The organism is Nonomuraea maritima, assembly GCF_900100395.1.
In the GTDB taxonomy this organism is placed as follows: domain Bacteria; phylum Actinomycetota; class Actinomycetes; order Streptosporangiales; family Streptosporangiaceae; genus Nonomuraea; species Nonomuraea maritima.
Genome location: NZ_FNFB01000001.1, coordinates 119,882 through 144,015, shown reverse-complemented (window position 1 = coordinate 144,015; position 24,134 = coordinate 119,882). Strand labels below are relative to the sequence as shown.

Annotated in this window: 31 protein-coding genes and 1 tRNA gene; 13 read left to right on the top strand and 19 right to left on the bottom strand. The window is 67.7% G+C overall.

From position 1 onward, the window contains the following. Positions 1-63: 63 nt before the first annotated feature. The 5 genes from tal to BLR04_RS00755 all read right to left on the bottom strand — a co-directional run bounded on the left by tal (position 64) and on the right by BLR04_RS00755 (position 5,125). On the bottom strand, positions 64-1,158 hold the full coding sequence (gene tal, locus BLR04_RS00775) for a transaldolase (RefSeq protein WP_090758486.1): 1,095 nt from the start codon (positions 1,156-1,158) through the stop codon (positions 64-66). 144 nt (positions 1,159-1,302) lie between these two features. Further along, a complete protein-coding gene (gene msrA / locus BLR04_RS00770; protein WP_090758484.1) occupies positions 1,303-1,821 on the bottom strand; it encodes a peptide-methionine (S)-S-oxide reductase MsrA in 519 nt (172 codons plus the stop codon). Positions 1,822-1,823: 2 nt separating this feature from the next. Next, the gene (gene msrB / locus BLR04_RS00765) at positions 1,824-2,285 is read right to left on the bottom strand and encodes a peptide-methionine (R)-S-oxide reductase MsrB (protein WP_090758481.1); all 462 of its coding nucleotides are present in this window, start codon (positions 2,283-2,285) and stop codon (positions 1,824-1,826) included. Positions 2,286-2,469: 184 nt separating this feature from the next. After that, entirely contained in the window at positions 2,470-3,243 is a 774-nt protein-coding gene (locus BLR04_RS00760; protein ID WP_090758479.1) for an SDR family NAD(P)-dependent oxidoreductase, read from the bottom strand. A gap of 118 nt (positions 3,244-3,361) precedes the next feature. Beyond that, positions 3,362-5,125, bottom strand: coding sequence for an AfsR/SARP family transcriptional regulator (locus BLR04_RS00755; protein WP_218128673.1), 1,764 nt, complete (start codon positions 5,123-5,125; stop codon positions 3,362-3,364). Positions 5,126-5,461: 336 nt separating this feature from the next. Between BLR04_RS00755 and trxA the strand changes: the two genes are divergently transcribed. Together trxA and BLR04_RS00745 are read left to right on the top strand one after the other, a co-directional pair. After that, positions 5,462-5,791, top strand: a complete 330-nt coding sequence (trxA, locus tag BLR04_RS00750; protein ID WP_090758477.1) for a thioredoxin — start codon at positions 5,462-5,464, stop codon at positions 5,789-5,791. A 108-nt stretch (positions 5,792-5,899) separates the two neighbouring features. Next, positions 5,900-6,340 (top strand): DUF5709 domain-containing protein, encoded by a 441-nt coding sequence (locus tag BLR04_RS00745; RefSeq protein WP_090758475.1) that lies wholly within the window; start codon positions 5,900-5,902, stop codon positions 6,338-6,340. A 98-nt stretch (positions 6,341-6,438) separates the two neighbouring features. On the opposite strand, the gene BLR04_RS00740 is transcribed toward BLR04_RS00745, so the two are convergent. Then, a complete protein-coding gene (locus tag BLR04_RS00740; protein ID WP_090759453.1) occupies positions 6,439-7,302 on the bottom strand; it encodes an SCO6745 family protein in 864 nt (287 codons plus the stop codon). 479 nt (positions 7,303-7,781) lie between these two features. Here BLR04_RS00740 and BLR04_RS00735 point away from each other — a divergent pair, with 479 nt between their 5' ends. Further along, positions 7,782-8,732, top strand: a complete 951-nt coding sequence (locus BLR04_RS00735; RefSeq protein ID WP_090758473.1) for a hypothetical protein — start codon at positions 7,782-7,784, stop codon at positions 8,730-8,732. Positions 8,733-8,757: 25 nt separating this feature from the next. Here the strand turns inward: BLR04_RS00735 and BLR04_RS42670 are convergent, their stop codons facing one another. The 7 genes from BLR04_RS42670 to BLR04_RS00700 form a co-directional block, all read right to left on the bottom strand. Then, positions 8,758-9,123 (bottom strand): hypothetical protein, encoded by a 366-nt coding sequence (locus BLR04_RS42670; protein ID WP_090758471.1) that lies wholly within the window; start codon positions 9,121-9,123, stop codon positions 8,758-8,760. A 16-nt stretch (positions 9,124-9,139) separates the two neighbouring features. Further along, the gene (locus BLR04_RS00725) at positions 9,140-10,324 is read right to left on the bottom strand and encodes a DUF2786 domain-containing protein (RefSeq protein ID WP_090758469.1); all 1,185 of its coding nucleotides are present in this window, start codon (positions 10,322-10,324) and stop codon (positions 9,140-9,142) included. Between the two features lie 381 nt (positions 10,325-10,705). Continuing rightward, complete coding sequence (locus BLR04_RS00720; RefSeq protein WP_090758467.1) at positions 10,706-11,209, bottom strand: SRPBCC domain-containing protein; 504 nt, start codon at positions 11,207-11,209, stop codon at positions 10,706-10,708. 35 nt (positions 11,210-11,244) lie between these two features. Next, on the bottom strand, positions 11,245-11,817 hold the full coding sequence (locus BLR04_RS00715; protein ID WP_218128672.1) for an SDR family oxidoreductase: 573 nt from the start codon (positions 11,815-11,817) through the stop codon (positions 11,245-11,247). Positions 11,818-11,967: 150 nt separating this feature from the next. After that, entirely contained in the window at positions 11,968-12,462 is a 495-nt protein-coding gene (locus BLR04_RS00710) for an SRPBCC domain-containing protein (RefSeq protein ID WP_090758465.1), read from the bottom strand. Positions 12,463-12,501: 39 nt separating this feature from the next. Further along, positions 12,502-12,732 (bottom strand): hypothetical protein, encoded by a 231-nt coding sequence (locus BLR04_RS41180; RefSeq protein ID WP_218128671.1) that lies wholly within the window; start codon positions 12,730-12,732, stop codon positions 12,502-12,504. A 175-nt stretch (positions 12,733-12,907) separates the two neighbouring features. Then, positions 12,908-13,840 (bottom strand): NAD-dependent epimerase/dehydratase family protein, encoded by a 933-nt coding sequence (locus BLR04_RS00700; RefSeq protein WP_090758463.1) that lies wholly within the window; start codon positions 13,838-13,840, stop codon positions 12,908-12,910. A gap of 136 nt (positions 13,841-13,976) precedes the next feature. Here BLR04_RS00700 and BLR04_RS00695 point away from each other — a divergent pair, with 136 nt between their 5' ends. The 3 genes from BLR04_RS00695 to BLR04_RS00685 all read left to right on the top strand — a co-directional run bounded on the left by BLR04_RS00695 (position 13,977) and on the right by BLR04_RS00685 (position 16,597). Further along, on the top strand, positions 13,977-14,915 hold the full coding sequence (locus tag BLR04_RS00695) for a LysR family transcriptional regulator (protein ID WP_090758462.1): 939 nt from the start codon (positions 13,977-13,979) through the stop codon (positions 14,913-14,915). Beyond that, positions 14,842-15,699: an integrase core domain-containing protein gene (locus tag BLR04_RS42665; protein ID WP_425413417.1), complete on the top strand. Its 858-nt coding sequence runs from the start codon at positions 14,842-14,844 to the stop codon at positions 15,697-15,699. Before BLR04_RS00695 ends, BLR04_RS42665 begins: the two co-directional genes overlap by 74 nt. Positions 15,700-16,108: 409 nt before the next feature. Next, a complete protein-coding gene (locus BLR04_RS00685; protein ID WP_090758460.1) occupies positions 16,109-16,597 on the top strand; it encodes a hypothetical protein in 489 nt (162 codons plus the stop codon). A gap of 246 nt (positions 16,598-16,843) precedes the next feature. Here BLR04_RS00685 and BLR04_RS00680 read toward each other — a convergent pair whose 3' ends face one another. Next, the gene (locus tag BLR04_RS00680; protein WP_143021913.1) at positions 16,844-17,350 is read right to left on the bottom strand and encodes a hypothetical protein; all 507 of its coding nucleotides are present in this window, start codon (positions 17,348-17,350) and stop codon (positions 16,844-16,846) included. Between the two features lie 137 nt (positions 17,351-17,487). Continuing rightward, the gene (locus tag BLR04_RS42660; protein ID WP_425413416.1) at positions 17,488-17,673 is read right to left on the bottom strand and encodes a twin-arginine translocation signal domain-containing protein; all 186 of its coding nucleotides are present in this window, start codon (positions 17,671-17,673) and stop codon (positions 17,488-17,490) included. 240 nt (positions 17,674-17,913) lie between these two features. Here BLR04_RS42660 and BLR04_RS00670 point away from each other — a divergent pair, with 240 nt between their 5' ends. The 3 genes from BLR04_RS00670 (at position 17,914) to BLR04_RS41175 (ending at position 19,771) form a co-directional block, all read left to right on the top strand. Next, positions 17,914-18,090, top strand: a complete 177-nt coding sequence (locus tag BLR04_RS00670) for an e9imm peptide (protein ID WP_090758454.1) — start codon at positions 17,914-17,916, stop codon at positions 18,088-18,090. Positions 18,091-18,308: 218 nt separating this feature from the next. Further along, a complete protein-coding gene (locus BLR04_RS00665) occupies positions 18,309-18,851 on the top strand; it encodes an SMI1/KNR4 family protein (protein ID WP_143021912.1) in 543 nt (180 codons plus the stop codon). A 410-nt stretch (positions 18,852-19,261) separates the two neighbouring features. After that, positions 19,262-19,771: a hypothetical protein gene (locus tag BLR04_RS41175; RefSeq protein ID WP_218128669.1), complete on the top strand. Its 510-nt coding sequence runs from the start codon at positions 19,262-19,264 to the stop codon at positions 19,769-19,771. Between the two features lie 201 nt (positions 19,772-19,972). Here BLR04_RS41175 and BLR04_RS00655 read toward each other — a convergent pair. After that, positions 19,973-20,046: transfer RNA gene (locus tag BLR04_RS00655), tRNA-Ile, on the bottom strand. 319 nt (positions 20,047-20,365) lie between these two features. Between BLR04_RS00655 and BLR04_RS00645 the strand changes: the two genes are divergently transcribed. Genes BLR04_RS00645 through BLR04_RS00635 form a run of 3 tightly spaced genes read left to right on the top strand, consistent with a single transcriptional unit; the run spans position 20,366 to position 21,657 of the window. Continuing rightward, positions 20,366-20,593, top strand: a complete 228-nt coding sequence (locus BLR04_RS00645; RefSeq protein WP_090758448.1) for a DUF6158 family protein — start codon at positions 20,366-20,368, stop codon at positions 20,591-20,593. Continuing rightward, positions 20,590-20,826 (top strand): helix-turn-helix domain-containing protein, encoded by a 237-nt coding sequence (locus tag BLR04_RS00640; protein WP_090758446.1) that lies wholly within the window; start codon positions 20,590-20,592, stop codon positions 20,824-20,826. Before BLR04_RS00645 ends, BLR04_RS00640 begins: the two co-directional genes overlap by 4 nt. A 51-nt stretch (positions 20,827-20,877) precedes the next feature. Then, on the top strand, positions 20,878-21,657 hold the full coding sequence (locus tag BLR04_RS00635; RefSeq protein ID WP_090758444.1) for a putative hydro-lyase: 780 nt from the start codon (positions 20,878-20,880) through the stop codon (positions 21,655-21,657). Here BLR04_RS00635 and BLR04_RS00630 read toward each other — a convergent pair. Together BLR04_RS00630 and BLR04_RS00625 are read right to left on the bottom strand one after the other, a co-directional pair. After that, positions 21,642-22,217: a P-loop nucleotide/nucleoside kinase family protein gene (locus tag BLR04_RS00630; RefSeq protein ID WP_393491518.1), complete on the bottom strand. Its 576-nt coding sequence runs from the start codon at positions 22,215-22,217 to the stop codon at positions 21,642-21,644. The genes BLR04_RS00635 and BLR04_RS00630 overlap by 16 nt on opposite strands. Before the next feature lie 7 nt (positions 22,218-22,224). Beyond that, positions 22,225-23,091 (bottom strand): phosphotriesterase family protein, encoded by an 867-nt coding sequence (locus BLR04_RS00625; RefSeq protein WP_245739923.1) that lies wholly within the window; start codon positions 23,089-23,091, stop codon positions 22,225-22,227. 196 nt (positions 23,092-23,287) lie between these two features. On the opposite strand from BLR04_RS00625, the gene BLR04_RS00620 reads away from it, so the two are divergent. Next, a complete protein-coding gene (locus BLR04_RS00620; protein ID WP_245739922.1) occupies positions 23,288-23,752 on the top strand; it encodes a TIGR02611 family protein in 465 nt (154 codons plus the stop codon). 1 nt (position 23,753) lies between these two features. Here BLR04_RS00620 and BLR04_RS00615 read toward each other — a convergent pair whose 3' ends face one another. Further along, positions 23,754-24,074: a GroES family chaperonin gene (locus tag BLR04_RS00615; protein WP_090758439.1), complete on the bottom strand. Its 321-nt coding sequence runs from the start codon at positions 24,072-24,074 to the stop codon at positions 23,754-23,756. Positions 24,075-24,134: the final 60 nt, after the last annotated feature.

Here is a 24,134-nt window from a genome sequence, read left to right as displayed (position 1 = left end):
TTCGACCATCGCCCGAAGCGGTCAGTGCGGGATTCGGTCCGCGGCGGGCCGTGCGGCCTGCCCTCACGCCTTGTCGAGCGCGACGGACACGGTGTCGATCACCTCGTTCCAGGACGCCTGGAACTTCGCCACTCCCTCCTCCTCCAGCACCCTGACCACGTCGGCGTAGTCGATGCCGGCCTGTTCGAGGGCGGCCATGGTCTTCATGGCGTCCTTGTAGAAGGGACGGACCGTGTCGCCGTCGACCGTGGCCTGCGCCGCGGCGGCGTCGAGGGTCTTCTCCGGCATGGTGTTGACGACGCCCGCCGTGATCAGGTCGTCGACGTAGAGCGTCGGGGAGTAGGCGGGGTTCTTCGTCCCGGTGGAGGCCCACAGCGGACGCTGCGGCCGCGCTCCTGCGGCGCCGAGCGCCTGCCATCGCGGGCTCCGCATGACCTCGTCGAACACCGCGTGCGCCAGCCGCGCGTTGGCCACGCCGGCCCTGCCGGCGAGGCCCTCGGCGCCGACCGCTTCGAGGCGCCTGTCCACCTCGGTGTCGACCCGGCTCACGAAGAACGACCCGACCGAGGCGATCCTGGACAGGTCGAGGCCCTTGGCCTTCGCGGCCTCCAGCCCGGACAGCCAGGCGTCCAGGACGGCGAGGTAGCGCTCCAACGAGAAGATCAGCGTCACGTTGACGCTGATGCCCTCGGCCAGGGCGGCCGTGATCGCGGGCAGCCCCTCGACCGTCGCCGGGATCTTGATGAACAGGTTGGGACGATCGACCAGCCACCACAGCGCGCGGGCCTCGGCGACGGTCGACCCGGTGTCCTTGGCCAGGTGCGGGTCGACCTCGATCGACACGCGTCCGTCGACGCCGCCGGTCGCGTCGTGGACGGGACGCAGCACGTCACAGGCCCAGCGGATGTCGTACGTGGTGATGGCGCGGAGGGCCTCGCCCACGCCGACACCGCGCACCCGCAGGTCGTGCAGCTGCTCGTCGTAGGCGTCGCCCTCGCTCAGCGCCGCCGCGAAGATGGTCGGGTTGGACGTGACCCCCACCACGTTCCTGTCGCGGACCAGCGCGGCGAGGTTGCCGCTGCGCAGGCGCTCCCGGCTGATGGTGTCCAGCCAGATGGACACCCCCTGGGCGGACAGCTTCGTCAGGATCTCACTCATGATCGGCTCCGTTCCGGGACGCGAAGCATCGCGTCCTGATGGCACGTTTCTGCTGTGGGTCCGACGTGTGCGTGGATGATCGGGGGCGCCGTCCCTGGGGGAGCGCACGCGCACGCCTCGGCGTGCGCGTGCGGAAATGCTGCGTCAGCCGGCGGCCTGCACGCCGCGGCGGGGGAGCTTCCAGCCGGGACGGACGAAGTGGCAGGTGTAACCGTCGGGGTAGCGCTCCAGGTAGTCCTGGTGCTCCGGCTCGGCCTCCCAGAACGGCCCGGCGGGGCTCACCTCGGTGACGACCTTGCCGGGCCACAGGCCCGAGGCGTCCACGTCGGCGATGGTGTCCTCGGCGACGCGCTTCTGCTCCTCGTCGACGTAGAAGATCGCCGAACGGTAGCTGGTGCCGATGTCGTTGCCCTGGCGGTTGACGGTGCTGGGGTCGTGGATCTGGAAGAAGAACTCCAGCAGGTCGCGGTACGTGGTCGCGGTGGGGTCGTAGACGATCTCGATGGCCTCGGCGTGGGTGCCGTGGTCGCGGTAGGTCGCGTTCGGCACGTCGCCGCCCGTGTAGCCGACCCGCGTGGAGAGCACTCCGGGGAGCTTGCGGACCAGGTCCTGCATCCCCCAGAAGCAGCCCCCGGCGAGGATCGCCTTCTGCGTCGCGGTCATCGTCATGCTCCTTCGTCGGTGTTGTCGAACAGCTTGCGGTACTCCCCGTAACCCTCGCGCTCCAGGTCGCCGACGGGGACGAACCGCAGGGCCGCCGAGTTTATGCAGTAGCGCAGCCCGCCGGCGGCGGCGGGGCCGTCGTCGAAGACGTGGCCCAGGTGGCTGTCGCCGTGCTTCGACCGAACCTCGGTGCGGATCATGCCGTGGCTCGTGTCCGTGCTCTCGACCACGTTGCCGGACTCGACCGGCGCGGTGAAGCTGGGCCAGCCGCACCCGCTGTCGTACTTGTCCATCGAGGTGAACAGCGGCTCGCCGGACACCACGTCGACGTACAGACCGGCCTCCTTGTGCTTCCAGAACTCGTTCCTGAACCGGGATTCCGTTCCGTTCTCCTGGGTCACCCGGTACTGCTCGGGGGTCAGCCGGGCGACAGCCTTTGGGTCCTTGCGATAGGGCTGCGACATCTTCGTCCCTCGGATATCTGGCGCCGCGCTGAACGGCGCTGCTTCTCTCTATAGCTGGACCATTCAGTCCTTTAACGGTGGAGGGAGTTGGCCTATTCCGACGGTGCCGACGGTGCGTGCGCCGGTGGACCATCGGCCGGCCCCCTGCCACGTGCACACACCGTTCGTGCGCCCGGTCCGGCGACTAGTTCCGGCCCGCCATGACGCCGCCGTCCACGTTCAGAATGGCCCCGGTGGTCCAGCTGGAGGCGGGCGAGAGCAGGAAGACGATGGCGTCCGCCACCTCTTGCGGTGTGCCCGCCCGGCCCAGCGGGTGAAGGGCGCCGAGACCGCGCAGCGACTCCTCGAGTTGATCCTGCGGGAAGACCTTCTCGAACAGCGGCGTCGCCGTGACGGCGGGCGCGACGGCGTTCACCCTGATGCCGTCACCGGCCAGCTCGATGGCCAGATTGTGGGTGAGGGCGTGCAGGCCGGCCTTCGCCATCGAGTACGCCGTCGACGGGGTCGCCGCGATCGCCTGGTGTGCCCACATGCTGCCGATGTTGACGATCGCCCCGCCCCGGCCGCCAGCGACCATGCCCCGTACCACGGTCTGGGTCAGGAAGAACAGTGCGCGGTTGATGTCGTGGTAGGCGTCGTAGTCTGCCCTGTCATGGTCGAGGAACGGCTTGGGCAGGTAGAAGCCGGCGGCGTTGACGAGCAACGTCGCGTCCTCGTGCTCTCCGGCGAGCCGCTTGCTGGCCTCGTCGACCTGGGCCTGGTCGGCGAGATCGACGGCGATCGACGTGGCAGGGCCGCTCTTCGCCAGCTCGGCGGTGGCGTCGTCCAGCTTCGTGCCCGCGCGGCCCAGGACCACGACGCTCGCCCCTCGTGCGAGGACACCCGAGGCGACCGCCCGCCCCATTCCGCTCGCGCCACCGATGACCACCAGCTTCTGGCCCTGGAAGTCCATGTCCATGAGATCCCCCTGAAAGGTCCGTCCTCTTTCTTCTTGTCGAGGACTCCTGAATCCGACGCTGCCATCACGGTCTCTACGCTCCGTCTACAACCGGTCGACGCCCGTGACGGACGGGCGGTCACGACGCCGTGCCGTGCCGTTCCAGGACGGGATGCGAAAGCCCGTCCGCCTGCGAGGGAGCGGCTTCCGGCTGGAAGAGCTCGGCGGCGTAGGCCCGTACCAGACCGCTCATGGCGTAGTGGCCGGGTTCGCTCTCACGGAGCAGATGAACGCGTACGAGCCTGCTCAGAGCCGCTTCCACGGTGCTGACGGGCCATCGCAGCATCGCCGCGACGTTCTCGGCGGTGAGATCGTCCCCCGGACGACCGCTCAGCGCGTACAGGAACCTCGCGCAATCGGGGCTGAGTGTCCTGACCGACCAGGAAAGGGCCGCGCGGACGTCGAGGCTGTGGTCGTCCTCGCAGGCGAACGCATCGAGCGGTCGCCTCCTGGAGCGGATGTCGGCGGCCAGGTACGCGACCGGCGTGGTCGGCCGGTAGCTCGCCCTGGCTCCGACGACGGACAGGGCGAGGGGCAGTCCCTCGCACAGCCCGGCGATGTCCGCGATCGCGGAAGGCTCGGCCGCGGCCCGGGCACCGAACAAGCCGGCGAGGAACCGCTTGGACTCCTGCGTGCTCAGCGGCCCGAGCGTGATGGGCGTCGCTTGATGCGTCACCAGCAAGCCGGGCAGTTCATGACGACTGGTGACGATCGCCATGGAACCGCCCTTCCCTGGCAGCAGGTCCCGTGCCTGTTCGGAGCTGCCCACGTTGTCGAGCACCACGGCGATCCGGCGCTCGGCCAGGATGCCGCGGAACATGACCGCCCGCCCAGGCGCGCCCGCCGGGATCTGGTCAGCCGCCACGCCGAGTGCGCGCAGGAAGTCCGCCAGCACGTCAGCCGGTTCTCTCGCCTGCCCAGGGCCGAAACCGTGCAGGTCCGCGAAGAGCTGCCCGTCGGGGAACCGGTCTGCCAGACGGTGAGCCAGCCGGATCGCGAACGCCGTCTTCCCCCCGCCGGCCATCCCGCCGACCACGACGGTGAGCGCAGAAGACGTTCGATCGTCGCTGTCGACCAGTTGCCGGACGCGCTCGAACTCCGCGTCCCGCCCGACGAAGTGCGGAAGCTCCGCGGGCAGCTGGTCCAGAGGGGCGCTGGGAGAGAGGGCCACGCGTGGGCGAGGCAGGGTGAGTTCCTCCCTGAGGATGAGTTCGTGCGCTTTTCGCAGTTCGGTCGACGGGCTGACGCCGAGGTTCTCCCGGAGGGCGTGGCTGATCGTGTGGTACACGCCAAGAGCCTCCGCCTGGCGGCCCGAGCCGTACAGGGCGATCATGAGGAGTTCGCTGAATCGTTCCCGCAGTGGATGCTCGGCCACGAGCGCCGTCAGATCCGCTGCCGTGTCCGCGTACAACCCGCGCTCCAGGTCGCACGTCAACCGCCCCTCGATGGAGGCCAGCCGTAGTTCCTCGAGGCGTGTGCGCTGGACGTCGGCGTACGGCCCCGGCACGCCTGCCAGCGCCGCGCCCCTCCACAACGCCAGCCCCTCCGCGTAGTACGCCGACCCCCGCGCGGGATCGCCGGCGACCTGTGCGGCCCGCGCCCGGGCCAGGATGCCTTCGAATCGGTTGACATCGAGCGCGTCCGGGTCGACGTGCAGGGAGTACCCGCCTTCCGACAGCCGGATGTGTCCCGCGTCCACCGAGTGCAGGGTGCGGCGCAGCCGGTACACGTAGGTGCGGATCGACCCGAGGGCAGACGACGGGGGGTCGTCCCCCCAGACGTCGTCGACGAGCGCCGACATGCTGGCGGGAGTCCCTCCGCGGAGCAGCAGGGAGGTCGCCACCGCACACTGCCTGGGCTGACCGGCCGAGAGCTCGACCGAGCCCTTGCGGAGACGTACAGGGCCTAGCAAGGAGAACACGGTGTTCAAAGACAACGGGACTTGACCGTCCATGATAAGAGGCGGCGTGGTATCCGAGTCGCGGTCGGTCGCAAGCCGATCGGGCTCGTCAGGGACCACTTCTTGTTCTCCATGGAGGTTACCCGGTCTCATTGAAAAGGACTAATTAGTCCTCTTTGGACGAAGAGCACGCGGAAGCGGAGGCCGGCGATGCGGAGTAGACGCGCGGTAGACACTGACGTGCGAGGCTGGCCGGCCAACGGTGGGGGAGAGGAAGCCATGGCAGGCACATTGAAGAGCGTGACGGACGAATCGTTCGAGGCGGACGTCCTCGGCAAGGACGGGATCGTCGTGGTGGACTTCTGGGCCAAGTGGTGCGGCCCGTGCCGCCAGATGGCTCCCGAACTGGAGAAGCTTCAGGCGGCGTACGCGACCAGGATCGACGTGCTCAAGCTCGACATCGAGGAGAACCCTCGGATGGCGGAACGCTACGGGGTCACGTCCATCCCGATGCTGAACGTCTACCGTGACGGCGAGGTGGTCAAGACGATCATCGGCGCCGCGTCGATGGAAAGTGTCGCGGCCGAGTTGGCCGAGTTCCTCGACTGACCGGCGATCAGCACCTGCCCTGTCGGACGACGACATCATCGGGGCCTGCCCCCGGTGGGCCGGTCACCCGCGACCGGTACCCGCGAGATCGCACCGAGGAGGAACGCGATGACCACCTTCGACGACCTGACACCCGACGAGAGCGACGACTTCCAGCTGCTCTCCCCGGAGGAAAGCCTCGACGACGAGGTGACCGGCGACACAGAAGACGGATACTTCCCCCCTGACCGGCCGCTGGGCAGCACGGCCTGGGGCATCACCTGGAACGAAATGAGGTCACGGGAGGACCTGTCCCATCGCCTCGCACGTGAGCAACCCGAGCCGGTACAGGACGAGACGGACGGACTCGGCGACACCTCCGACACCGACGGCGAACTGATCGACGACCAGGTGGGCGACGCCCAGGCCGGTCAACTCGTGGAATGGGAAGCCGAGATCGACAGCCGGTCGGATTACTGGGCCCGCGACGCAGGCCTGGACCTGGGCGCCGTCTCGGCGGAGGAGTCGGCCATTCACATCGTTCCCGACTCCCCCGAGTACGGAAACTGAACCGCCTCACTGCGACAGTGGCCGACAACCTTCATGCGGCAGTAGGGCGAGGGGCCCCACGATGCTCCTGTGGCGATGCCCCGTGCGCGGATATGAGATCAGCCCGTTCGTGGTGTCCCAAGGTTCCCGGTGTTGTCGGCCGCCCAGGGCATGAGCTGGGCCACCACTTGTTTGCTCCAGGGACGTACCAGAAGGCGCAGTTCTTGGCAGCGATCGTCGCCGAGTGCGGCGTAGGGGGCTCGGGCCATCCGGTCGGTCGCCTCTTCGATCACCTCACGTTCCCTGCGGCCCTGTGCGGTCAATGAGCCGTCACGGAGCCAGCCGCGCTTCTCCAGCCTGTCCACGGCGGCCGCCCAGTCGGTCTCGGTCCAGCCGCGGGTGACCCGGAGTGTCTCGGCCGGGACGTCGCCGGTGGCGGCGTGGGAGACGAGGGCTTCGATGCCACTGAGCCCGGCGGCCAACAGGGCGGCCAGATGGCCGTCACCGCGAAACTCGCGCAGCAAGGTCTGGGCATGCCAGAGAATCAGGTGCGGAGCGGCAGGCCAGGGCAGTGCGGCGTGCGCGGCGTACAGAGGCCGTCCGCTCAGTTCCCCTGAGATCGCCTCGGCCGCCTCTCGGGCCAGCGCGGCGGCATGGGACATCTCCGGTGAGTCGACTGCGTCGCCGAGCACGCGGCGCAATGTCGCATCGGCTGCGTTGAACCGGGCGTCCAGAATGTCGGCGGGGGAGGCGATGTGCCATGCGGCCGGTATCGCCTGACGTACCACCTGTGGGTTGAAGTTGTAGAAGGTGGCGATCACCGCCTCCGCGGTAACCGGGCCGAGTGCGGCCGCCCGGGATGCGAAGTATCCCATCCGTCCGGTCAGTCCGAGCTGCTTGTACGCGGCATCCGCCTCGGGGGAGAAGTAGATCATGCCGTGCAACGGCTCGAGTGTCCGCCAAGTGAGGCGTTCCAGCGTCATGCTCGCGAAGATACCGACCGGTAGGTATCTAGTCCACCCGTCGTGATCTGACTTCATGGTCGGACGAATGGGCCATGCGGTCGCTGCCATCTCCCGAGCGGGCGTTCACGTAGGGGCATGGCCCCGCCGTCCTGGGTCGCATTCCTGCGCGGTCAGGCAGGCGCCCCGCTGTGTGCGACTTCTTCGGGATCCGGGGCGCGCCTATGTGCCAGCGGTCGTCGAGGACGCCACTCGCGTTGAGGCGCGAAGTTTGGTGAGGAGCCGTCGCCGCCTGCGCCCTGGTCGCGGTCAAGGTCGCCCTCCCCGGTGTCATCCCGGTCTGGTTCCGCGCCGAACAAGTCGTCCATGGCCTCCTTCTCGCGACCCTGGCCTGGGCCCTGTGGCCGCCCGAGATGCGGGACTCCTTCCGCGTCACCGCACGCTGACCCTGATCCCTCGCTTCCACAAGCTGGTGCGTGCGTGCGAGCAGGTCGCGGCCGATGCGATTGCCCGACCTGCGGCACGGAGCTGCGACGTCGGCTCTGGCGGCGGTCAGTGACGGCTGCGATGATGCTGTTCGTTCGAGGAAGGACCGAACGGTGCAGCATGGATCAAGGGCTTCGGAGACAGATAGCGGAACGGGCAAGGCCGACTTCGAAGTACGCGCACGTGACAAGAAGGTCAGGGTCCGATTGGCCGTGGCAGGCGATCCCACCACACTCCCAGCGGTTCTCGAAGCCATGGCCGCAGACTCCTCCCGCACGGTCAGGCGTGCCCTGGCGGGTCGGAGTGACGCGCCGGACGGATTGCTGGGTGCACTCGCCAGGGATCCGGATCTCAAGACCCGCCAGATCCTCGTCGAGAATCCGGCCTGTCCGTCTACAGTTCTGATGATCCTGGTGGAAGATCCTCACTGGTCGGTCCGATGGTCACTGCCGGACCATCCGGCCGCCGATGTCGAGGTCAACCATGCCATCTGCCGGTCCACGGATGAGGATCTGCGCCGGCTGCTCGCTGAGAGGCGAGGATTGGATGACGAGACCGAAGCGGTACTTGCGGGGGACCGCTCTCCACACGTTCGAGCGGGCCTGGCGGCGCACACCGATGACCCGGAAACTCTCGCCATTCTGCTGGCCGACGCCGATCCCAAGGTCCGCGTCGGTGCGACTCAGAATCCACTCACCACGATCGATCAACACCGACTTCTCGCGAACGACAAGTCCGCAGCCGTGCGCTCGGCCGCAGTGCAGTCAGGAAAGCTCCCTCATGACGAACTGCAACGCCTTGCCCGTGATCGCTCGGTCAACGTGCGGTGGTGGCTGGCCACATGGCCCACCACCCCGGAAACCGTCTTGCGGATTCTCGCCGAGGATCCTCATCCCGATGTGGCAACCCAAGCCCAAGCGCGGTTTCGGTCGACAGTCGCTGCCGCCCGCTGTCGTTCGTCCTGACCGCCGGCCAAGCCGGAGCCGGCCCTCAGTGTCGCGCTGTGCTGGAGCGCATCAAGATCCGCCTGTGCATCGGCCGTCCGCGCACCCGGCCGGACGCGGTGGCCGCTGACAAGCCGCACCCGTATCCGACCCACAGCCGCTCGTACGACTGGGCCAGCGTGGACGGGCACGGGTAGGCGGCGAGCTCGATGAGCGTGCCGTCGCTCTTGGTGACCACGATCCGATCGTCGGCGGCGACGAAGATCTTGCCGCTCTGTCCCACCACGTCGCCGCCCCTGTCGGAGGTGACACCGAGGTCGGCGACGGTGTCGGCGGCAGAGGCGGCGGGTGCCTGAGCGACGAGCAGAGCCGCCCCATGTCTCGTATGGGTGTCGCGGCGCATCGCCGCCATGCCTGTGGGAAAGGCGCTAGCGGTCTGGCGTTCCGAGACTGGCCTGGTCGGCGGCGATGCGGCCGGCTGCCCAGCCCTCGCGGTCCCAGGATGTGCGGATCCTGTGCGAGACCAGGTTCGGGAACATACGCTCGACCGCCTGCTCCACCTCCTGTTCGCGAGCCGCCAGCACCGGCACCAGGTCAGTGCCTCGGTTGGCGCTCTCCTGGGAGACCGCGGCCGCCGTGGCCTCGGCGAGCCGCTCCCCGATTCTGGAGGCGAACGCCGACAGGAAGGACTGGCGGAACGTCCTGCTCCTCGACCGGCCGGCGCCGTGCTTCTTGGTGCCCGTGTTCACCAGCGCGGTCTGCGCCTGCACCAGCAGTGAGGTGAACAGCATCTCCACCCAGGACAGATCTGCCCAGAAGCCCAGCACCGTGGCGAACCCCAGCTCCTGCGACCAGATCACCCGGCACCTGTTGGCCTCGGCGATGAGGTTGAGCAGCACCGCCTTGGGCTGTTCGTACGGCGCGTCGACGCTGACCCGGATGCCCGCCGGGGCCTCGCCTCCGCCCGGCTGCGCGTCCAGCATCGCCGCGTCGATGCTGTACTTCGCCATCAAGCTCTGCGCCGCCGACGTGAACGTCTCCGCCTCCGCCGCGTACGTCGTCGACTCCGCCTTGGCCAGCAGCGCCCGTACCCGCGTCAGCGTCTTCTCGCTGACGGTGTGCGGGCGTGCCTGGACCGTACGGCGAGCGGCTCCGGGCGGCGGGCTCAACGATTCCAGCCGGGGCAGCCCGGTCAGCAACCCCAGCAGTTCCAGCACACCGGAGACGGTCACCAACCGGCCGGCCCCGTCGCGCGCCTGCCGCGCCGCCAGGTAGCCGCCCTTCCACCACACCGTGGCCTCCAGGCCGGTGAGTTGGTCGCGCCAGCGCTCGTCCACCGTGGCCGGCGCGTAGGCGCGCATCTCCCAGGCGATGAGATCGGCCGCCGCCCGCCCGTGCCAGTCGGTCAGCCGCCTGGCCGCGATCCTGACCACGTCGGCGGGCTGCCAGCCGTTCCGCCACAATCCCGAGATCGCCCGGGTCGCGACCTCCACCAGCACGCGATCGGCGTCGTCCCGGTCGGCCAGGAAGGCGGCGGCGGAGTCGAAGCCCGCCTGATCCTCGTGGCCAAGTGCCTCCATCGCCGCACCGATCAGCTCATCAGCCTTGCTCACATGTGCCGTCCATCTTGAGGAAAATCCGAACTTTACCGTGACGGAGCCCCGCCGCTGCTCACCGCGTGGCAGAAGGCGGGGAGGTCCGCGGTCGGCTTCAGCCCCGGTTCTTGGGCTGCGGGAATGCGATGTCCCCGCATGGAGCTGGAGGGCGATCGCACGGATGGTCCGATAAGGATCAACAATGCGACCAGGGGTCGGCGAGGGCCGAAAAGCCCCAGGTCGAACACCGTATTGGAGAGTAAGGCGGGTGGGACTTGAGCTCCTCGCCGCCTGGGCCGCAGCCGAAGCATGATCACTGAGCGGCTGCTGGTCATCGCGTACCCGGCGGACAGGAGGTCGTCCACCGGAAGACCGGTTGGAGCCCGGGTGGAAGCCGGGTCAGCCAGCAGGATTCGTCACCTCCGCCTCTGCGGCGCGGGCGAGGCGTTCGACCCAGTCCTGGTGATAGCGGTAGAGCGCACCGGGCCGCTTGCGCCCGAGCTCCTCAAGGAAGAAGGGACCCTGCTGCGTTTCCTCGGTCAGCACGTGACACCCGTCATTCGTGGGCGTGATCACCCAGCCGTGGTACGCGCTTGAACCGGTCTCGTCGCCGTCGACCACCGTCTCCCACGCGAGCCTGCTGAAGGGCTCGTACTCCGTCACGTTGAGACTCATCGGGAATCCAACCGTCACCCGGCTGTACCTGGTTCCGAGCGCCAGTTCGGACTCGCCGCTCAGGATCTTGACCTGATCTTCGGAGGGAAAGTAGCTCGACCAGTTCTCGGCGTCGACGAGCAGCTTCCACACCACTTCAGGCGGCGCCTTCACGTCAATGTCGTTGAGCGCGTAGATGGCCGAAGCTTTCGGGTCGTACTGCTTGGGCCAATTCACTTTGTCGTACATAATCCACTTCTCCTTGTTCGTCTTGCGTGCCGAGGTCAGGCCCAGCGCCCCCCGCCGTCGACATGGAGGGTCTCGCCGGTTATGAAGGGGTCGGTCAGCAGCGCGCGGGTGGCGGTTGAGATGTCGGAGGGCTGTCCGACGCGGCGGGCCGGTGTGGTGGCCGCGACGTGCTGGAACAGTCGTTGTTTGTCAGGTACCGCGGCGTCCCAGGCGCCGGTGGTGATCACGCCGGGGGAGATGACGTTGACGCGGGTGGGCGCCAGCTCGACGGCGAGGGCGGAGACGAGCGTGGTGACGCTGCCGTTGGTGGCCGCCATCGCGACGCCTCCCGGTGCCGGTCGCCAGGCCCCCAGACCGGAGAAGAACAGCAGCGAACCTCCCTCGGCGATCAGCGGGGCGAAGTGCTTGGCCAGCAGGATCGGACCGACGGCCTTGGCGTCGAAGGCCGCGAGCAGCGCGCGACGTTCAAGGGAGGCGACCGGTCCAAAAGCCCGCGCCGTGGCCACGCTGACGAGATGGTCGAGCCCTCCGGCGGTCGCGGCCTGATCCGCGGCCGCCCGGATCGACCCTCGCTGAGAGATCGAGGGCGATGGCCCGGACGGTGTCACCGATGGCCTTCGCCGCGGCGGCCGTCCTCCCGGCGTCCCGGCCCGCGAGCGTGACTCGCGCACCCTCCTGGAGGAGATCGGTGGCCGGCGCGGCAGCGATGTCCGAGCCGCCTCCCACGATCAGAACGTCCTTGTCCTTCAGCGAATATGTCATGCGGGAGAGCCGCCGCGCTCGGTCGCGACCTTGGCGAGCGCTGCGAGAAGTTCCTCGTGCGTGCGCCAGAAGACGTCGGGAGCCTTCTTCGCCAATTCGATCCAGAACCGCCCCCGCATCGTCTCTTCGGTCCAGAGATGGCACCCCTTCGGCGTGGGTGTGATGATCCAAGCGTGATAAGCCTGGGATGCTTCCGCGGCCTTGGGATGGCCGCCCCAGGCGATACGCGTCACAGGCTCGAACTCCTGCACGGACGCGAAGACGTCCTGGCCGGCCAGATTGGTCTCGAACCGCGTGCCGAGGCGCAGCGCGTCATGGCCGTCGAGCAGCTGGACATGCTCGACGCCAGGATAGAAGCAGGGCCAGGCCTGGGGATCCACCAGCAGGGACCAGACCGTTTCGGGAGACGCCGCGACCTCGAGCTCGTTGGTGAAGTGGATCGGGGAGCGGCTGGGGACCATGGCCTCCGGCCAATTTACTGCTTCGAACACATCAACCTCCAGATGGTGAATGGAACGGGCGAGCGCTCATCAGAGCTCGCCGGGCACCGCGAATCGATAGAACACACCTCCTGTCGGGGCCACGCCCATGAGGAGCCAGACCGCGTTCTCGAAGTCGCGGGAGAGGTCCCCGACGCGGTCGTAGCCGGCGTCGCGGATGAGACGCTCGGTGATCTTGCGGGCGGCCTCGTCGGCGATGTACCAATTGCTCGGCCGTACTCGCTGCTCGCGCACTGCGCCGAACAACGATCCGAAGTTCATTGCACTGCCACCGGGACGACGTCCGCGTCCGACACATCCCCACCATCACGGCCGAGCTCTTCGACGTCGTGTCCTGCGGCCTGCCACAGGCCGGCCAGACCGCCACCGATCGTTCCTCTTCCGATCGTGACAATCTTCAGTTCAGTCTCCTTCTGATTGAACGGGTGTGAAGCCTTCACACACCGCTGAGTGCCACCGAATCCCTGACAGCGTCGAGACCGGCGGCATGCGGAACAATGGGCTCGTATCCGAGCTCGGCTGCGGCCTTGTCCGTCCGCAGGATGCACGGCTGCCCGAGGAACCATCGAACGGGAACCGGAACCTCGCGATCCGCCGTCTCCGCATCGAGGTCGGGGATCGGCGCATCGACGCCATAGATCGCGAACAAGGTCTCCATGAACTCGCGCAGGGTGACGCGGCGCCGGTCGGTGATGAAGTAGGCCTGGCCTGGCCGGCCCCGCTGCCATCCGAGCATGAGCCCCTCGACGGCGTTGTCCACGAACGTGACGTCGGTCGTGTGCCGGCCTCCGTCGATCCAGGCGAACTGCCCCGCCTTCGCCGCCGCGACCAGCCCTTCGATGAGGATGCTGCCGGGACCCCAGACGAACCTCGGACGGATCGACACCGTGGCGAAATCCGGGGCGTTCGCGTCGAGCACGATCTTCTCGGCAACGGCCTTCACCGCACAGTAGGCGGCTTCCGAATCCGGCCGCAGCGGCGCGGTCTCGTCGATGTCCACCAGCGGGTCGCCGGCGAGGAGCGCAGCCTCGCTCCCGCAGTGGACGAACCAAGGAACCCGCGCGAAGCGGGACGCATCGACGGCTGCCTGGGTGCCACGAACCGAAACAAGCTCATGACGCTCACGGTCGGCCGCGACGTCCGTCTCGGCAGCGAGGTGAAACACCACGTCACTGCCCGTCACCCTGTCCCGCCACGTGGCCGGGTCGGTCAACTCGCCCCGGACGGGCACCGCGCCCAGCGCCGCCACCCTTGCGGCCGACGCCTCACTTCTGACCAGAACACGAACCGAGTGCCCCTCGTCGAGGAGCCGCCGTACCAGCACCTGGCCGATGAACCCAGAACCGCCCGTGACGAACGCCTGCGCCATGAGACTCTCCTTCTCCGAGTGCGGGCCCCCTCGCTCGCCTTGGACGAGAGGGTGTCGTGAGGTGGAGCAATCGATGGCCCTGAAGGCATTCCCTCGGAAATATTCATGTTTCGGGCCCATGCCATATAGTTTTTGAATGGCTTCTCTTCGGGCGCTGGAGTGTCTTGTCGCGGTCGCGGACTCCGGGTCGATCACCCAGGCCGCGCGGCTGCTGCATTCGTCGCAGCCTGCCGTCTCTCATCAGCTCGCGACGCTGGAGCGCGAAACAGGAACGACCCTGCTCCGCCGCGAGCCCAGAGGGGTCAGGCTCACTCCCGCCGGGCGGGCCGCCGTAGCGGATGCCAGACGGGCGATTGAAGCGGCTGCCTCTGCGGTGAGGTCGGCTCGTGCCGCCGGCGAAGCGACCGGAGGGTCGCTGCGGCTGGCTTGTGCGCAGAGCCTGGTCTCCGTGCTCGCCCCGGTCATTCGAGAGTGGCATCGCCGCCACCCGGAGGTGGCGATCACCCTGCGTGAGTCCACGTCGCCGGACGAGCTCCACGGCTTCATTGACTCCGACGAGGCCGACCTGGCCCTGATGCCCGCTCCCGTGCCCGGCCGCTTCACGACCACCGCCGTCGCCGAGGAAGAGATCGTGCTGACGGCACCCACCGGCCATCCACTGGCCGCACGGCCGGCTGTGCCCTTGGAGGATCTTGAAGGTGCGCCGCTGGTTCACTTCGCACCGGAGAACGGCCTCAGCGCCTGGCTCGATCGCTCGTTCGCCCGCGCCGGGGTCCGCCCGGAGCCCGTCATGAGGACAGCGGTGACCACCGCGGCACCGCAGCTCGCTGCCGCCGGTCTGGGAATCGCAGTGTGCCCCGTAAGTGCGGTCAGCGATGGTTTTCCTGGCGCAGTGCGATCGTTCTCGCCACGATGGGTCAGACAGCTGGTGGCGGTGACGTCCGCAGAACCGGATCCACTCGCCGCACGATTCATCGGCAACCTGCGCAATCACGGCGTGCATGTGCCTCGCGGCGTGCGAACCCAACTCGCAGCGGACAACTCGACGTCCGCGAAGACGCGACCGCCTTCCTGACGATCCCCGCGCTAACGGGTGGGCGCCTGCCGGCATCTCCCGGCCCGGCCTGTGGCCGTTGCAGCCTGGCTGGGCTCGGCGCCCCCGCCGTGACAGGATCGGGGCGTGCGTGAGCAGCCACCCTAGCGGGCACCGCCACATGGGCCGACTTCCTGCGCTCCCAAGCCCACGCTCTGCTCGCCTGCGATTTCATCGAGACCGTCACCTTGAACGGGCAACGTCGGTACATCCTGGCCGTCATCGAGCACGCAGCAGGCGCACTCGCGTACTGGGCACCACTGCTCACCCGACCGCCGACTGGGTGATCCAGACGATCAGGAACCTCGTGATGGACCTGGAAGACGCAGGCTGCCGAGCACGCCTTCTGATCCGAGACAGGGATGGGAAGTTCCCCACCCTCATGGACGGAAGCCTCGCCGGCGTGGGTATCCAGACCGTACTCACCGGCATCCGGATGCCGCGCATGAATTCCGTCATGGAGCGGTGGGTGCGGTCTTGTCGCCGTGAATTCCTCAACCGCTGCCTCCTGTGGAACGAACACCACCTGCGGCACGCTCTTCGCGAGTACGAAGTGTTCTACAACCGGCACCGCGCCCACCAAGCCCTGGGCCAAGCGGCTCCGCAACGCACCGTCCCTGACCCGATCACGGATCCCCGAGCGGATTGTGGACTTGAGCATACGCCGACGAGACCGGGTCGACGGTATCCTCCACGAATACTCACATGCCGCTTGACCTGCACGGATGGAATTATCGGCAGGCGCACTGGTGACGTTTTCTCTTGACCTTCCGAGAGGATCTACCGGCCGGGTTCGTGTGTGCCCGGTCCGTGCCCGCGAGCAGCCGCCGAGCAACCATCCGCGCGTCTCGGCCTCGCGCTGCTGGCCGAGTCCGCAGCTGAGGCCGCGGTGGCAGTCATCCCGAGGGCCCGTAAGGCTTGAATTGCTGGATGGTCCGGCATTGGTCCGGCACAGTTCTTACCGATCTCTATAAATGTTGGATCGGACCAAGGAATTACCTGGTAGGGCGGGTGGGACTTGAACCCACGACCCACGGATCATGAGTGGATCGGCCGTGGTGGCTCCAAAACGCGGTGGCCTGCGGCTACGGACTGTGGCATGGTGACTGCGATGAAGATCATTCCGTGTATGTTCCGCAGCGGTCGCACCCGCATGCCTTGGACGTGATCGACGCATGAAGTACGTCGACCTCAACGCCTCCATGGCCCTGCCCGGTGGTGTCGTCCATGGTGTCACCGACCCGACCGAGTACCTGGAGCGGCTTCCCGAGTTCTTCGAGACGCTACCGGCGGGCGCTCGTGCGTTCGCGGCGGATTCCCTGCACTACGACTTCCACGGTCCGCGATGCGTGAAGGACCTCACGCTGGAGCGGGTCTCGTTCGGCAAAACCGCCGGTGAGAACTTCATGGAGTTCGCCTTCCGGCACAACTGCTGGAAGCATGAAGAGGACCTACTTGTCCGTTACGAGGGTGTGTCGGACTACAGAATCGACGTCGCCGCACCTTCTGGGATCGAGCCGCGCAGTGCAGTGATCCTCGACGAGATCCTGCCGCACCCCGATGGATGCAGTCATGAGATCGCCTTCCGCACGGGAACAGTCATGGTGGTCTGCCGAGACCTGACCGCCATGTGGGTGGAAGCCGATTGCCCCGACAAGCCCTGAGCGCGGCAACGCCTCACGTAGGACTGTCAGCTCGGGAACTCTCTCAAGATCATGCGTTCTGAGCTGGGGAAACACCGACTCGGGCGTACGTGAGTTGAGTGCCACCGAGTCCCCGTGACTCCCCGCTGATCGCTGTCCGAACGCGCACGCGCCCTTCTGGTCCGTGGGTCTCTGATCTACGGACCAGGACCGTTCCGAGCCAGTCGCCATGCTGTTCATCGAAAGTCCTGCAGACCAGGACTACGGTCACGCTCCCTCCAACAGGGCGTTGAGGTGCGCGCCCTCGCGCCGAACTTGCGTCAGGAACAGGACCAGCACTGCGCCGGCCAAGTAATGCAGGAATGGCCCGCGCTCCACCAGATCCCATCCGACGAAACGGAGTGTGTACACGCAGTTGTCCGAGACGATCTCGAAGGCGTCGGGGATGGTGAACACTATGGCGACCACCACGAATAGGGCCGCCGTCAGCCATCCGGCGAGTGTTCCCCGCCTGCCCCGAAGGGCGAGGGTCGCGCTCAGTCCCAGCGCCATCGTCAGGGTGGGCCAGCCGTACGACTCCGCGGACACGACCTGCCAGTTGATCTCCATCAACCAGCCCACATCCTCGTAGCCAGGTGGCCCAGCGTATACGGGAGCGTCTTCGGCCAGAGCAAAAGGACAGCGGATGAACACCGTCCTGTAGATCGCCTCTTCGGGGAGATGGCGCCAGATGGTGCGCGAGGCGGGGGCCGCCAGAGCCGCCAGAGCCGCCACGGGCACCCCCCAACGAGGAGGAATCGCCGGTAACGGAAGCAAGAGACCCCCAGGTGGTCGCAGGATGGAGCGCTCAGCCTAGAACACCCCCGGCACGGCCGGCGCACACCTTCGGGACCGGCGGACTCCACGCCGAATCACTGCATCCCCCACGAACCGCTCTTCCGTATCATGGGCCCCGACCTGGGGCGACCAAGATCCATCCGAGCATGTACCGGGAAGGGCCACAAACCGCCGCTCACGGCGGCACCGGCTGCGGCTGTGCATCCCTTAAGAGGCCCAGTAGGGCCTCTGAGCTGGTGTTCTGCTGGCGGCAGGTGCAAGATCCGAAGTTACGTAGGCTGAGCCGACGGTTTTACAGCGCGTGACCGTTGCAACCGAGAGATGACCTTCCACCTGCGGCAGGACTCGGTCTTGCCGCCCTTGAAGCCATGATCATTGCACGTATATTGCACAGTGCCATCAGACGTACAGGCGGTAGTCGAAGCTTGAACTAGGGGGACGGAAGGGTACCGGTTGGGCGTGCATCTGAATCGCGGGGAAGCCATCTCCTACAGCGGATCATGGACGGGGAGTACGCAGACGAGCGGGAACTCGACGGCTGGCTGGAGACAATGGACCGCTCGCTCGTGTGTCCTTCGGGATATGTCTCCGACCTGATCTTCTGGCCCGAAGAAGCTGAGCTCACAGCGGCACAGGTCGTTGATCAGGCGCTGGCCTATCGTCCCATCGCACTCTGACGTAGAGCTCACGAGGGGAATCGAACCTCTGACCTTCTGTTCCGTAGGTCCCCAAACGATGTGCGAGGGCGTTCAGGCGCGTTCGCCACGCAGGTCGCGCACGTGGCGTCTGTCCATATCAGTCCGGCCCGGTGCAAGGTCGTCCGGCCCGATGGCTCCCAGCTTGGCTCCCAGGAGCGTCACGCAAAAGTCAGTCGTGGCCGATACCGTCGCCCTCCATGAGTGCCGCGTACACATGGTCTGATCTCTTGCCGGAGGATGAACCGGTGGCCGAAGGCCCTGACCATCCGCCGTTGCCGCCGGGTCACGGTCTCCACCCCCCGGCCAGTGAATTTGAAGTCAGTCAACTCGAAGAGCGGTTGGGTGTGAGACTGCCGCCGAGCTATCGGCAGTTCCTCCTGTTCTCCAACGGCTGGGGCATCGAGGAGTACTCCGTGGCACCGGTCGCGGAAGTCGGCTGGCTCCGTGACGTCTGGCCCTCAGCGGTCGAAGCCTGGACCTCGCCCATGGGTGAAGAGCGCCCGAGCGTGCCCGATGACCTCTACTTCGTCTACGGAAAGGAGCAGAGCAGCGACAACATCAGAAACGAATATGTGCCTGACACCCTTCTGGTCGGGCTGTGGGACGGACTCCTACTCCTCAACCCCCACGTTATGACCTCTGATGGCGAGTGGGAGGCGTGGCTGCTCGCGGGCTGGAAGGCCGGCGCCAATCGTCACAGGTCCTTCTGGGACCTGATGAAAGACATTTGTACCCCTTGACGCCCTCCGGCGGCAGGGAAGGATGGCGTTCATCTCCACCCGGCTGCACCTCTCCACAGGCGCCGATGTAAACCCGGCGAGCGCGGCACGCAGAGGTGCTTCGGCGGAGTTTGGTATCAGAGATCAACCACGTTGCTCGGTGAGCCAGGGTGAGGAACGAACCCTGGATCGTCGATCGCCCCCGACCACGTATGACGACCGGCCATGCAGTGGTGATCGTAGGGCTGCATCTGTGTGGCGGCGCGGCAACCCCGGCCGGGGCGTTCGGTTGGTACGGCGGGGCTGGCGTGCGGTGCCCGGCCCGGTGTCCTGCCGCCGTTCGGGACCGGCCCCCAGGCCGCACGCCCGGACGGCGGGCGGGCGAAGGGCCGGGGTGCGGCGGCGCGCCGCGCCGCCGCCTTGAACACGCTGTGGAGCTGGAAGAGCTTTCGGCAAATCCGCTGCACAAGGTCAAGTTTCGTAAGGCCAAGGTGAGCGGCGAGATCGATCGGCGCTCGGTCGTCAACCCGAGTCAGGCCAGGGAGCTGCTGACGGCAGTCACGTACGTCGGGCGATTCCGTGGCGCCATGCTGCGGGCGCTTGTGCTCACGGAGGATGGCCACCAACTCGGGTGGGATCGGCACGACGCGGGTCGTCTTCACGTCCCGGTGCTTCAGCCCGCTCGCACAGCACGGCGTGGCGCAAGACGGCCGGCTGTTGCGTACGAGGACCGGCGCGGTCCTCTCGGGCCCCGCTGGCTGCCCGGCCGTACGACCTGCGGCACGCGGCCGTCTCTCTGGCTCAACGCGGGCGTCCATGCCCCGGAAGCAGCCGAGCGGGCGGGTCACGGAGTGGATGTGCTGTTCAAGGTGTATGCCAAATGCATCGACGGACAGCGCGAGGCTGCGAACAAGCGGATCACGGAAGCGCTGACGGAGTGACCACCCGGAATACAAAAGACCCCGGTCCTTTACCGAGGTCTTTTGTTCTGTCTGGCCTGCGGAAACGCCCCAAGATCTATTCCGCGTATGTTCCGCGACCGATGGCACACGACTGCTCAGGGCTGCTTCTCGCTGCCTGCCCGTGTGATCGCCGACTCTGCGAAATCCCTGGTCAGCCGACAAATGTGGTGACGGGATGAGTAGGGCGGGTGGGACTTGAACCCACGACCCACGGATTATGAGTCCGATGCTCTGACCGGCTGAGCTACCGCCCCTTTATGAAGTTGTGGTGCGCGGTGGAGTGCCTGAAGACCGTGTCGAGCTCCGCGCATGTCAAGGCTAGAGCATCGGATCCGGTCGTGGCGCCCGCCGTACGGAGACAGGTCTCCGCCGACATCATTCCATGCCGGATGCCGTGCGGGGAGTCTGAGTCGATCACATTCGTGGTTCTCGTCGAGGTTCGGTGTCAGGGGCGGTCGGCCGTGTCCCGCTGCGGTGGGATGTACGGGATGTAAGTGGGCGCAAGGTGCCAATGAGGTGTATGTCGTGATTTTTGGACAGATATGGGCAACGGCTGTCGGGTAGAGGAAGCCCATGACGACGATGGGAATCGATCCGGCCCAGCTCAGTGACGAGGACATGATCCGCGAGCTGCGGCACCTTCACGCCACCCGGAGCGACACCTTCTTCCACGGCTCGGACGACGCCCTGGCCACGCACACGACGCGGACCAAAGAGCTGGAGAACGAGTACCTGCGCCGCTACCCGGATCGGGAGGTGGATCCGGGCCGGCTGAGAGAGGGAGCGAGGCAGCGGTCATGATCAAGGTTCGGGACGTCCAGGCGCTGTCGGACGTCGACATCCACGTGTACGAGGCCGTGGCCTCCCGGGCGGTCGAGTCGGGACGCGCGCACTTCGACGGCCTGGTGCGCGCCTGCGGCCTGACCGAGGACCAGGTGCGCGACAGCCTCGCCAGACTGGTCGAGTGCGGGTACGTGGTGCCGAGAGGAACCGGGTACGAACTCGGCCCGCACACGTTCGAAGTCGAGTACTGACCGGGCACCGGAGCTCTGGTCGGGCGGCGAGGGCGGTCGTAGGGTTGAGGGGTGGACGTCGGTGAGCTGACTCCCGCGCAGGCACGGGAACGGTTCCGTGGCGGCGTGCGGACGCCGACCGCAGGCTGGTGCCGGGGCTGGACGCAGGCCAACCTCATCGCCGTCCCCAAACGGCTGAGGTACGAGCTGCTGCTGTTCGCCCACCGGAACCCGCAGGCGTGCCCCGTGCTGGACGTCGGCGAACCGGGCGCCTGGTCAACCGCGCTGTTCGACGGCGACCTCCGCACCGACCTGCCCGGCTACCGGCTCTACCGCGACGGCCGCGCGGTGGCCGACCTCGACGACGTGGTCGCGCACTGGCGGGACGACCTGGTGCCGTTCCTCATCGGGTGCAGTTTCACCTTCGAGCGCGCGCTGCTCGCCGCCGGTGTGCCGGTGCGGCACCTGGAGGCGGGCACGAACGTGCCGATGTACGTGACGAACGTCCCCTGTGAAGCCACCGCCGGCCTGTCGGGGCCGCTGGTGGTGTCGATGCGTCCTGTCCCGGAGGAGCTGGTGAAGACGGCCGTCGAGGTGAGCGGCCACTACCCGATGGTGCACGGCGCGCCCGTGCACGTGGGCGACCCGGCGGCGATCGGCATCCGCGACCTGGCCCGTCCCGACCACGGCGACCCGGTGGAGGTGCGGCAGGGGGAGGTGCCGCTGTTCTGGGCGTGCGGCGTCACCCCGCAGGCGGCGGTGCTGGCCGGCGGCGTCGAGTACGCGATCGGCCACCTGCCGGGCCACATGGCCGTCCTCGACGCCCGCGACGACGACTACCGGGTCGACTGAATGCCGGCGCGGGAGAGCTGCCGCCCGATCGGCGGCGCGCCCGGCCGGTTGTCGATCTCGAGGTGCGGTACGGCGGGCGGCTCGTCCACCCGGATGTCGCGCAGATAGGAGTCGAAGGCCGCGAGCTTGCCCGCGTCGCGGCCGAGCCCGCGCGCCGCGAGGCGCGAGCGCAGCGTCGGACCGTCGGAGCGCACCCACAGCAGGCGCACCGGCGGGCCGCCCAGCTCGGCCACCCACTCCGTCCACCGGTCGGCGTCGTGCACCTGCGTGGTGAACGGGCCGTCCAGCAGCACGGGACAGCCGTGCTCACGGATCTGCCGGGCGGTCCTGGTGAGCCCGGCGTACTCGTGCCGCTTGACGTGGCGGTCGTACCAGGGGCCCTCGCGTTCGCCGTCCGGACGGCCGTGGGCGCGCAGGACCTCGGTGACGAAGTCGCCGTACACGGTGTCCTTGTCGAGGAGGGCGGGCACGGGGGACAGGCGGGCGAGCAGCTCGCGCGCCACCGTGGACTTCCCGGCCCCGGGCGGCCCGCTGATCACCCAACACGACACGGACGCCACCGTACCGTCAGGAAAGACCTTCGGTCAGCCAGCGCAGCGGGTTGTCGTGGGTGATCAGGCGGATGAGGGCGTCGTCCGTGCCCGCCGCGCGCAGGCGCGGCAGCAGCGTCTCGAACAGGTCGCCGTAACCGGGGCCGCCGTACTTGCGGACCTGCGCCACCCGGCTGAGCCCGGTGCTGGTCAGCAGGCGGTCGGCGTGGCCGTCCTCGATGAGGCCGAGCGCGATCCTGGCCGCCTGGTCCGGGCCGAGGTCGAGCAACCCCAGGCTCACGTACGCCCCCGCTTCGGCGATCTTCCTGGCCGCGCCGGCGTCGGTGCCGGTGCAGTGGACGGCCACCCGGGAGGCCGGCAGGCCCTGGCCGAGCAGGATCTCCAGCAGTCCGAGGCCGTCCTGGCCGTAGGTGGCGACGGGCAGGCGCGAACGCAGGGACGCCCGCGCGGCCGCGACCAGGAACCGTTCCTCGCGGGGCGTGGGCTTCGGCCCCCAGCACCCGACCTTGCCGATCACACCGGGGAAGACGCCCACGCCGTCGAGGCCGTTGAGGATCTCGTCCATCAGCAGGGTGGTGAGGGAGTCGACGTCGCGGTCGCCGACGTCGCTGAACGGGTCGGCGAACAGGCCGGTCGAGGCGATCACCGGCACCCGGCCGGCGGCGGCGATGCGGGCCAGTCCGGAGGCGTCGCGGCCCATGCCCATGCACGTCAGGTCGACCACGAGGCCGACCCGTCCGGCGAGGCGCAGCTCACGGAGCTCCTCCGTGACGGTGCGTTCCTCGGCCAGCCAGCGGTAGGGGTCGGAGTCGATGCCGGCGCCCCAGCGCAGGTCGTTGCACAGATGCTCGTAGGGCAGCACGGCACCTTCGACGGCGGCCATGCGTATCGGACCAGTCGCGGTACGGAGCAATACTTCGGGCATAACAGACATTAACCGACGCATGCCAGAAACCGCCTGTATGGGCGGGAAGTTTTACTCTAGGACGGGTTTGGCGCTTTGCTGTGCGTCTGCACATGGCTCGGGGGAGCGGGCCGTATCCTGAGTGGCACACTGACTGCCGGGGGTAAGGGTGCAGGTGAAGAACTCCGAGATCGGCGATGCCGACGTCATGAAGGGCCACGCCGTGCGGCCTTCCGATGCGCCCGGCCGTCGTGGCGGCTTCAAGGGGTGGCTCGACGGCATCCGCTCCACCCGCACAGGGGCGCTCACGCTGAAGATCGTGATCGGTTTCATCGGCACGGTCATGGTGGTGGGCGGTTTGATCATGGTGCCGTTCCCCGGGCCGGGGTGGCTGGTCGTGTTCGCGGGCCTCGCCGTGCTCGCCACCGAGTTCGCCTGGGCACACAAGCTGCTGGAGTTCGGCAGGCGCACCTTGCACGCCTGGACGCAGTGGTACATGCGGCGGGGCTGGCTGGTGCGCATCCTGGTGCTGATCGTGACGGTGGCGGTGGCGGCCGTGATCGTGTACGCCGGGCTGCGCACCGTGGGCATCGACCTGATCGCGCTCGCGCAGGCGTACGTGCCGTGGTACCGCCTCTGACTCAGAGGTAGAGCCCGGTGCCGTGGTCGGTCTCCTGGGTGGCCACCGCGTGCAGGTCGCGCTCGCGCATCACGAGGTAGACCTGCGCGTGCACCTCGACCTCGAACTGGTCTTCCGGGTTGAACAGCACCTTGTCGCCCACCTTGACCGAGCGCACGTTCGTGCCGACGCCGCAGACCTCGCCCCAGGAGAGCCGGTTGGCCATCTTGACCGTCGCGGGGATGACGATGCCGGAGCCGCTGCGCCGCTCCTCGGCCTCCTTCTCCAGCTGGATCATGACCCGGTCGTGCAGCATCTGAATCTCGAATTTGGGCTGTTCCACGGGTCAAGTCTACGAGCAGGCAGAACCCCGACGTCCCGGGATGTGTCGATCGACCCCGTC

Bases quoted from the DNA above. Each gene is read 5' to 3' on its own strand.
- tal (WP_090758486.1), bottom strand. From the start codon at position 1,158: ATGAGTGAGATCCTGACGAAGCTGTCCGCCCAGGGGGTGTCCATCTGG.
- msrA (WP_090758484.1), bottom strand. From the start codon at position 1,821: ATGACCGCGACGCAGAAGGCGATCCTCGCCGGGGGCTGCTTCTGGGGG.
- msrB (WP_090758481.1), bottom strand. From the start codon at position 2,285: ATGTCGCAGCCCTATCGCAAGGACCCAAAGGCTGTCGCCCGGCTGACC.
- BLR04_RS00760 (WP_090758479.1), bottom strand. From the start codon at position 3,243: ATGGACATGGACTTCCAGGGCCAGAAGCTGGTGGTCATCGGTGGCGCG.
- trxA (WP_090758477.1), top strand. From the start codon at position 5,462: ATGGCAGGCACATTGAAGAGCGTGACGGACGAATCGTTCGAGGCGGAC.
- BLR04_RS00745 (WP_090758475.1), top strand. From the start codon at position 5,900: ATGACCACCTTCGACGACCTGACACCCGACGAGAGCGACGACTTCCAG.
- BLR04_RS00740 (WP_090759453.1), bottom strand. From the start codon at position 7,302: ATGACGCTGGAACGCCTCACTTGGCGGACACTCGAGCCGTTGCACGGC.
- BLR04_RS00735 (WP_090758473.1), top strand. From the start codon at position 7,782: ATGCGATTGCCCGACCTGCGGCACGGAGCTGCGACGTCGGCTCTGGCG.
- BLR04_RS42670 (WP_090758471.1), bottom strand. From the start codon at position 9,123: ATGGCGGCGATGCGCCGCGACACCCATACGAGACATGGGGCGGCTCTG.
- BLR04_RS00720 (WP_090758467.1), bottom strand. From the start codon at position 11,209: ATGTACGACAAAGTGAATTGGCCCAAGCAGTACGACCCGAAAGCTTCG.
- BLR04_RS41180 (WP_218128671.1), bottom strand. From the start codon at position 12,732: ATGAACTTCGGATCGTTGTTCGGCGCAGTGCGCGAGCAGCGAGTACGG.
- BLR04_RS00700 (WP_090758463.1), bottom strand. From the start codon at position 13,840: ATGGCGCAGGCGTTCGTCACGGGCGGTTCTGGGTTCATCGGCCAGGTG.
- BLR04_RS00695 (WP_090758462.1), top strand. From the start codon at position 13,977: ATGGCTTCTCTTCGGGCGCTGGAGTGTCTTGTCGCGGTCGCGGACTCC.
- BLR04_RS42665 (WP_425413417.1), top strand. From the start codon at position 14,842: ATGTGCCTCGCGGCGTGCGAACCCAACTCGCAGCGGACAACTCGACGT.
- BLR04_RS00685 (WP_090758460.1), top strand. From the start codon at position 16,109: ATGAAGTACGTCGACCTCAACGCCTCCATGGCCCTGCCCGGTGGTGTC.
- BLR04_RS00670 (WP_090758454.1), top strand. From the start codon at position 17,914: ATGGACGGGGAGTACGCAGACGAGCGGGAACTCGACGGCTGGCTGGAG.
- BLR04_RS00665 (WP_143021912.1), top strand. From the start codon at position 18,309: ATGAGTGCCGCGTACACATGGTCTGATCTCTTGCCGGAGGATGAACCG.
- BLR04_RS00645 (WP_090758448.1), top strand. From the start codon at position 20,366: ATGACGACGATGGGAATCGATCCGGCCCAGCTCAGTGACGAGGACATG.
- BLR04_RS00640 (WP_090758446.1), top strand. From the start codon at position 20,590: ATGATCAAGGTTCGGGACGTCCAGGCGCTGTCGGACGTCGACATCCAC.
- BLR04_RS00625 (WP_245739923.1), bottom strand. From the start codon at position 23,091: ATGGCCGCCGTCGAAGGTGCCGTGCTGCCCTACGAGCATCTGTGCAAC.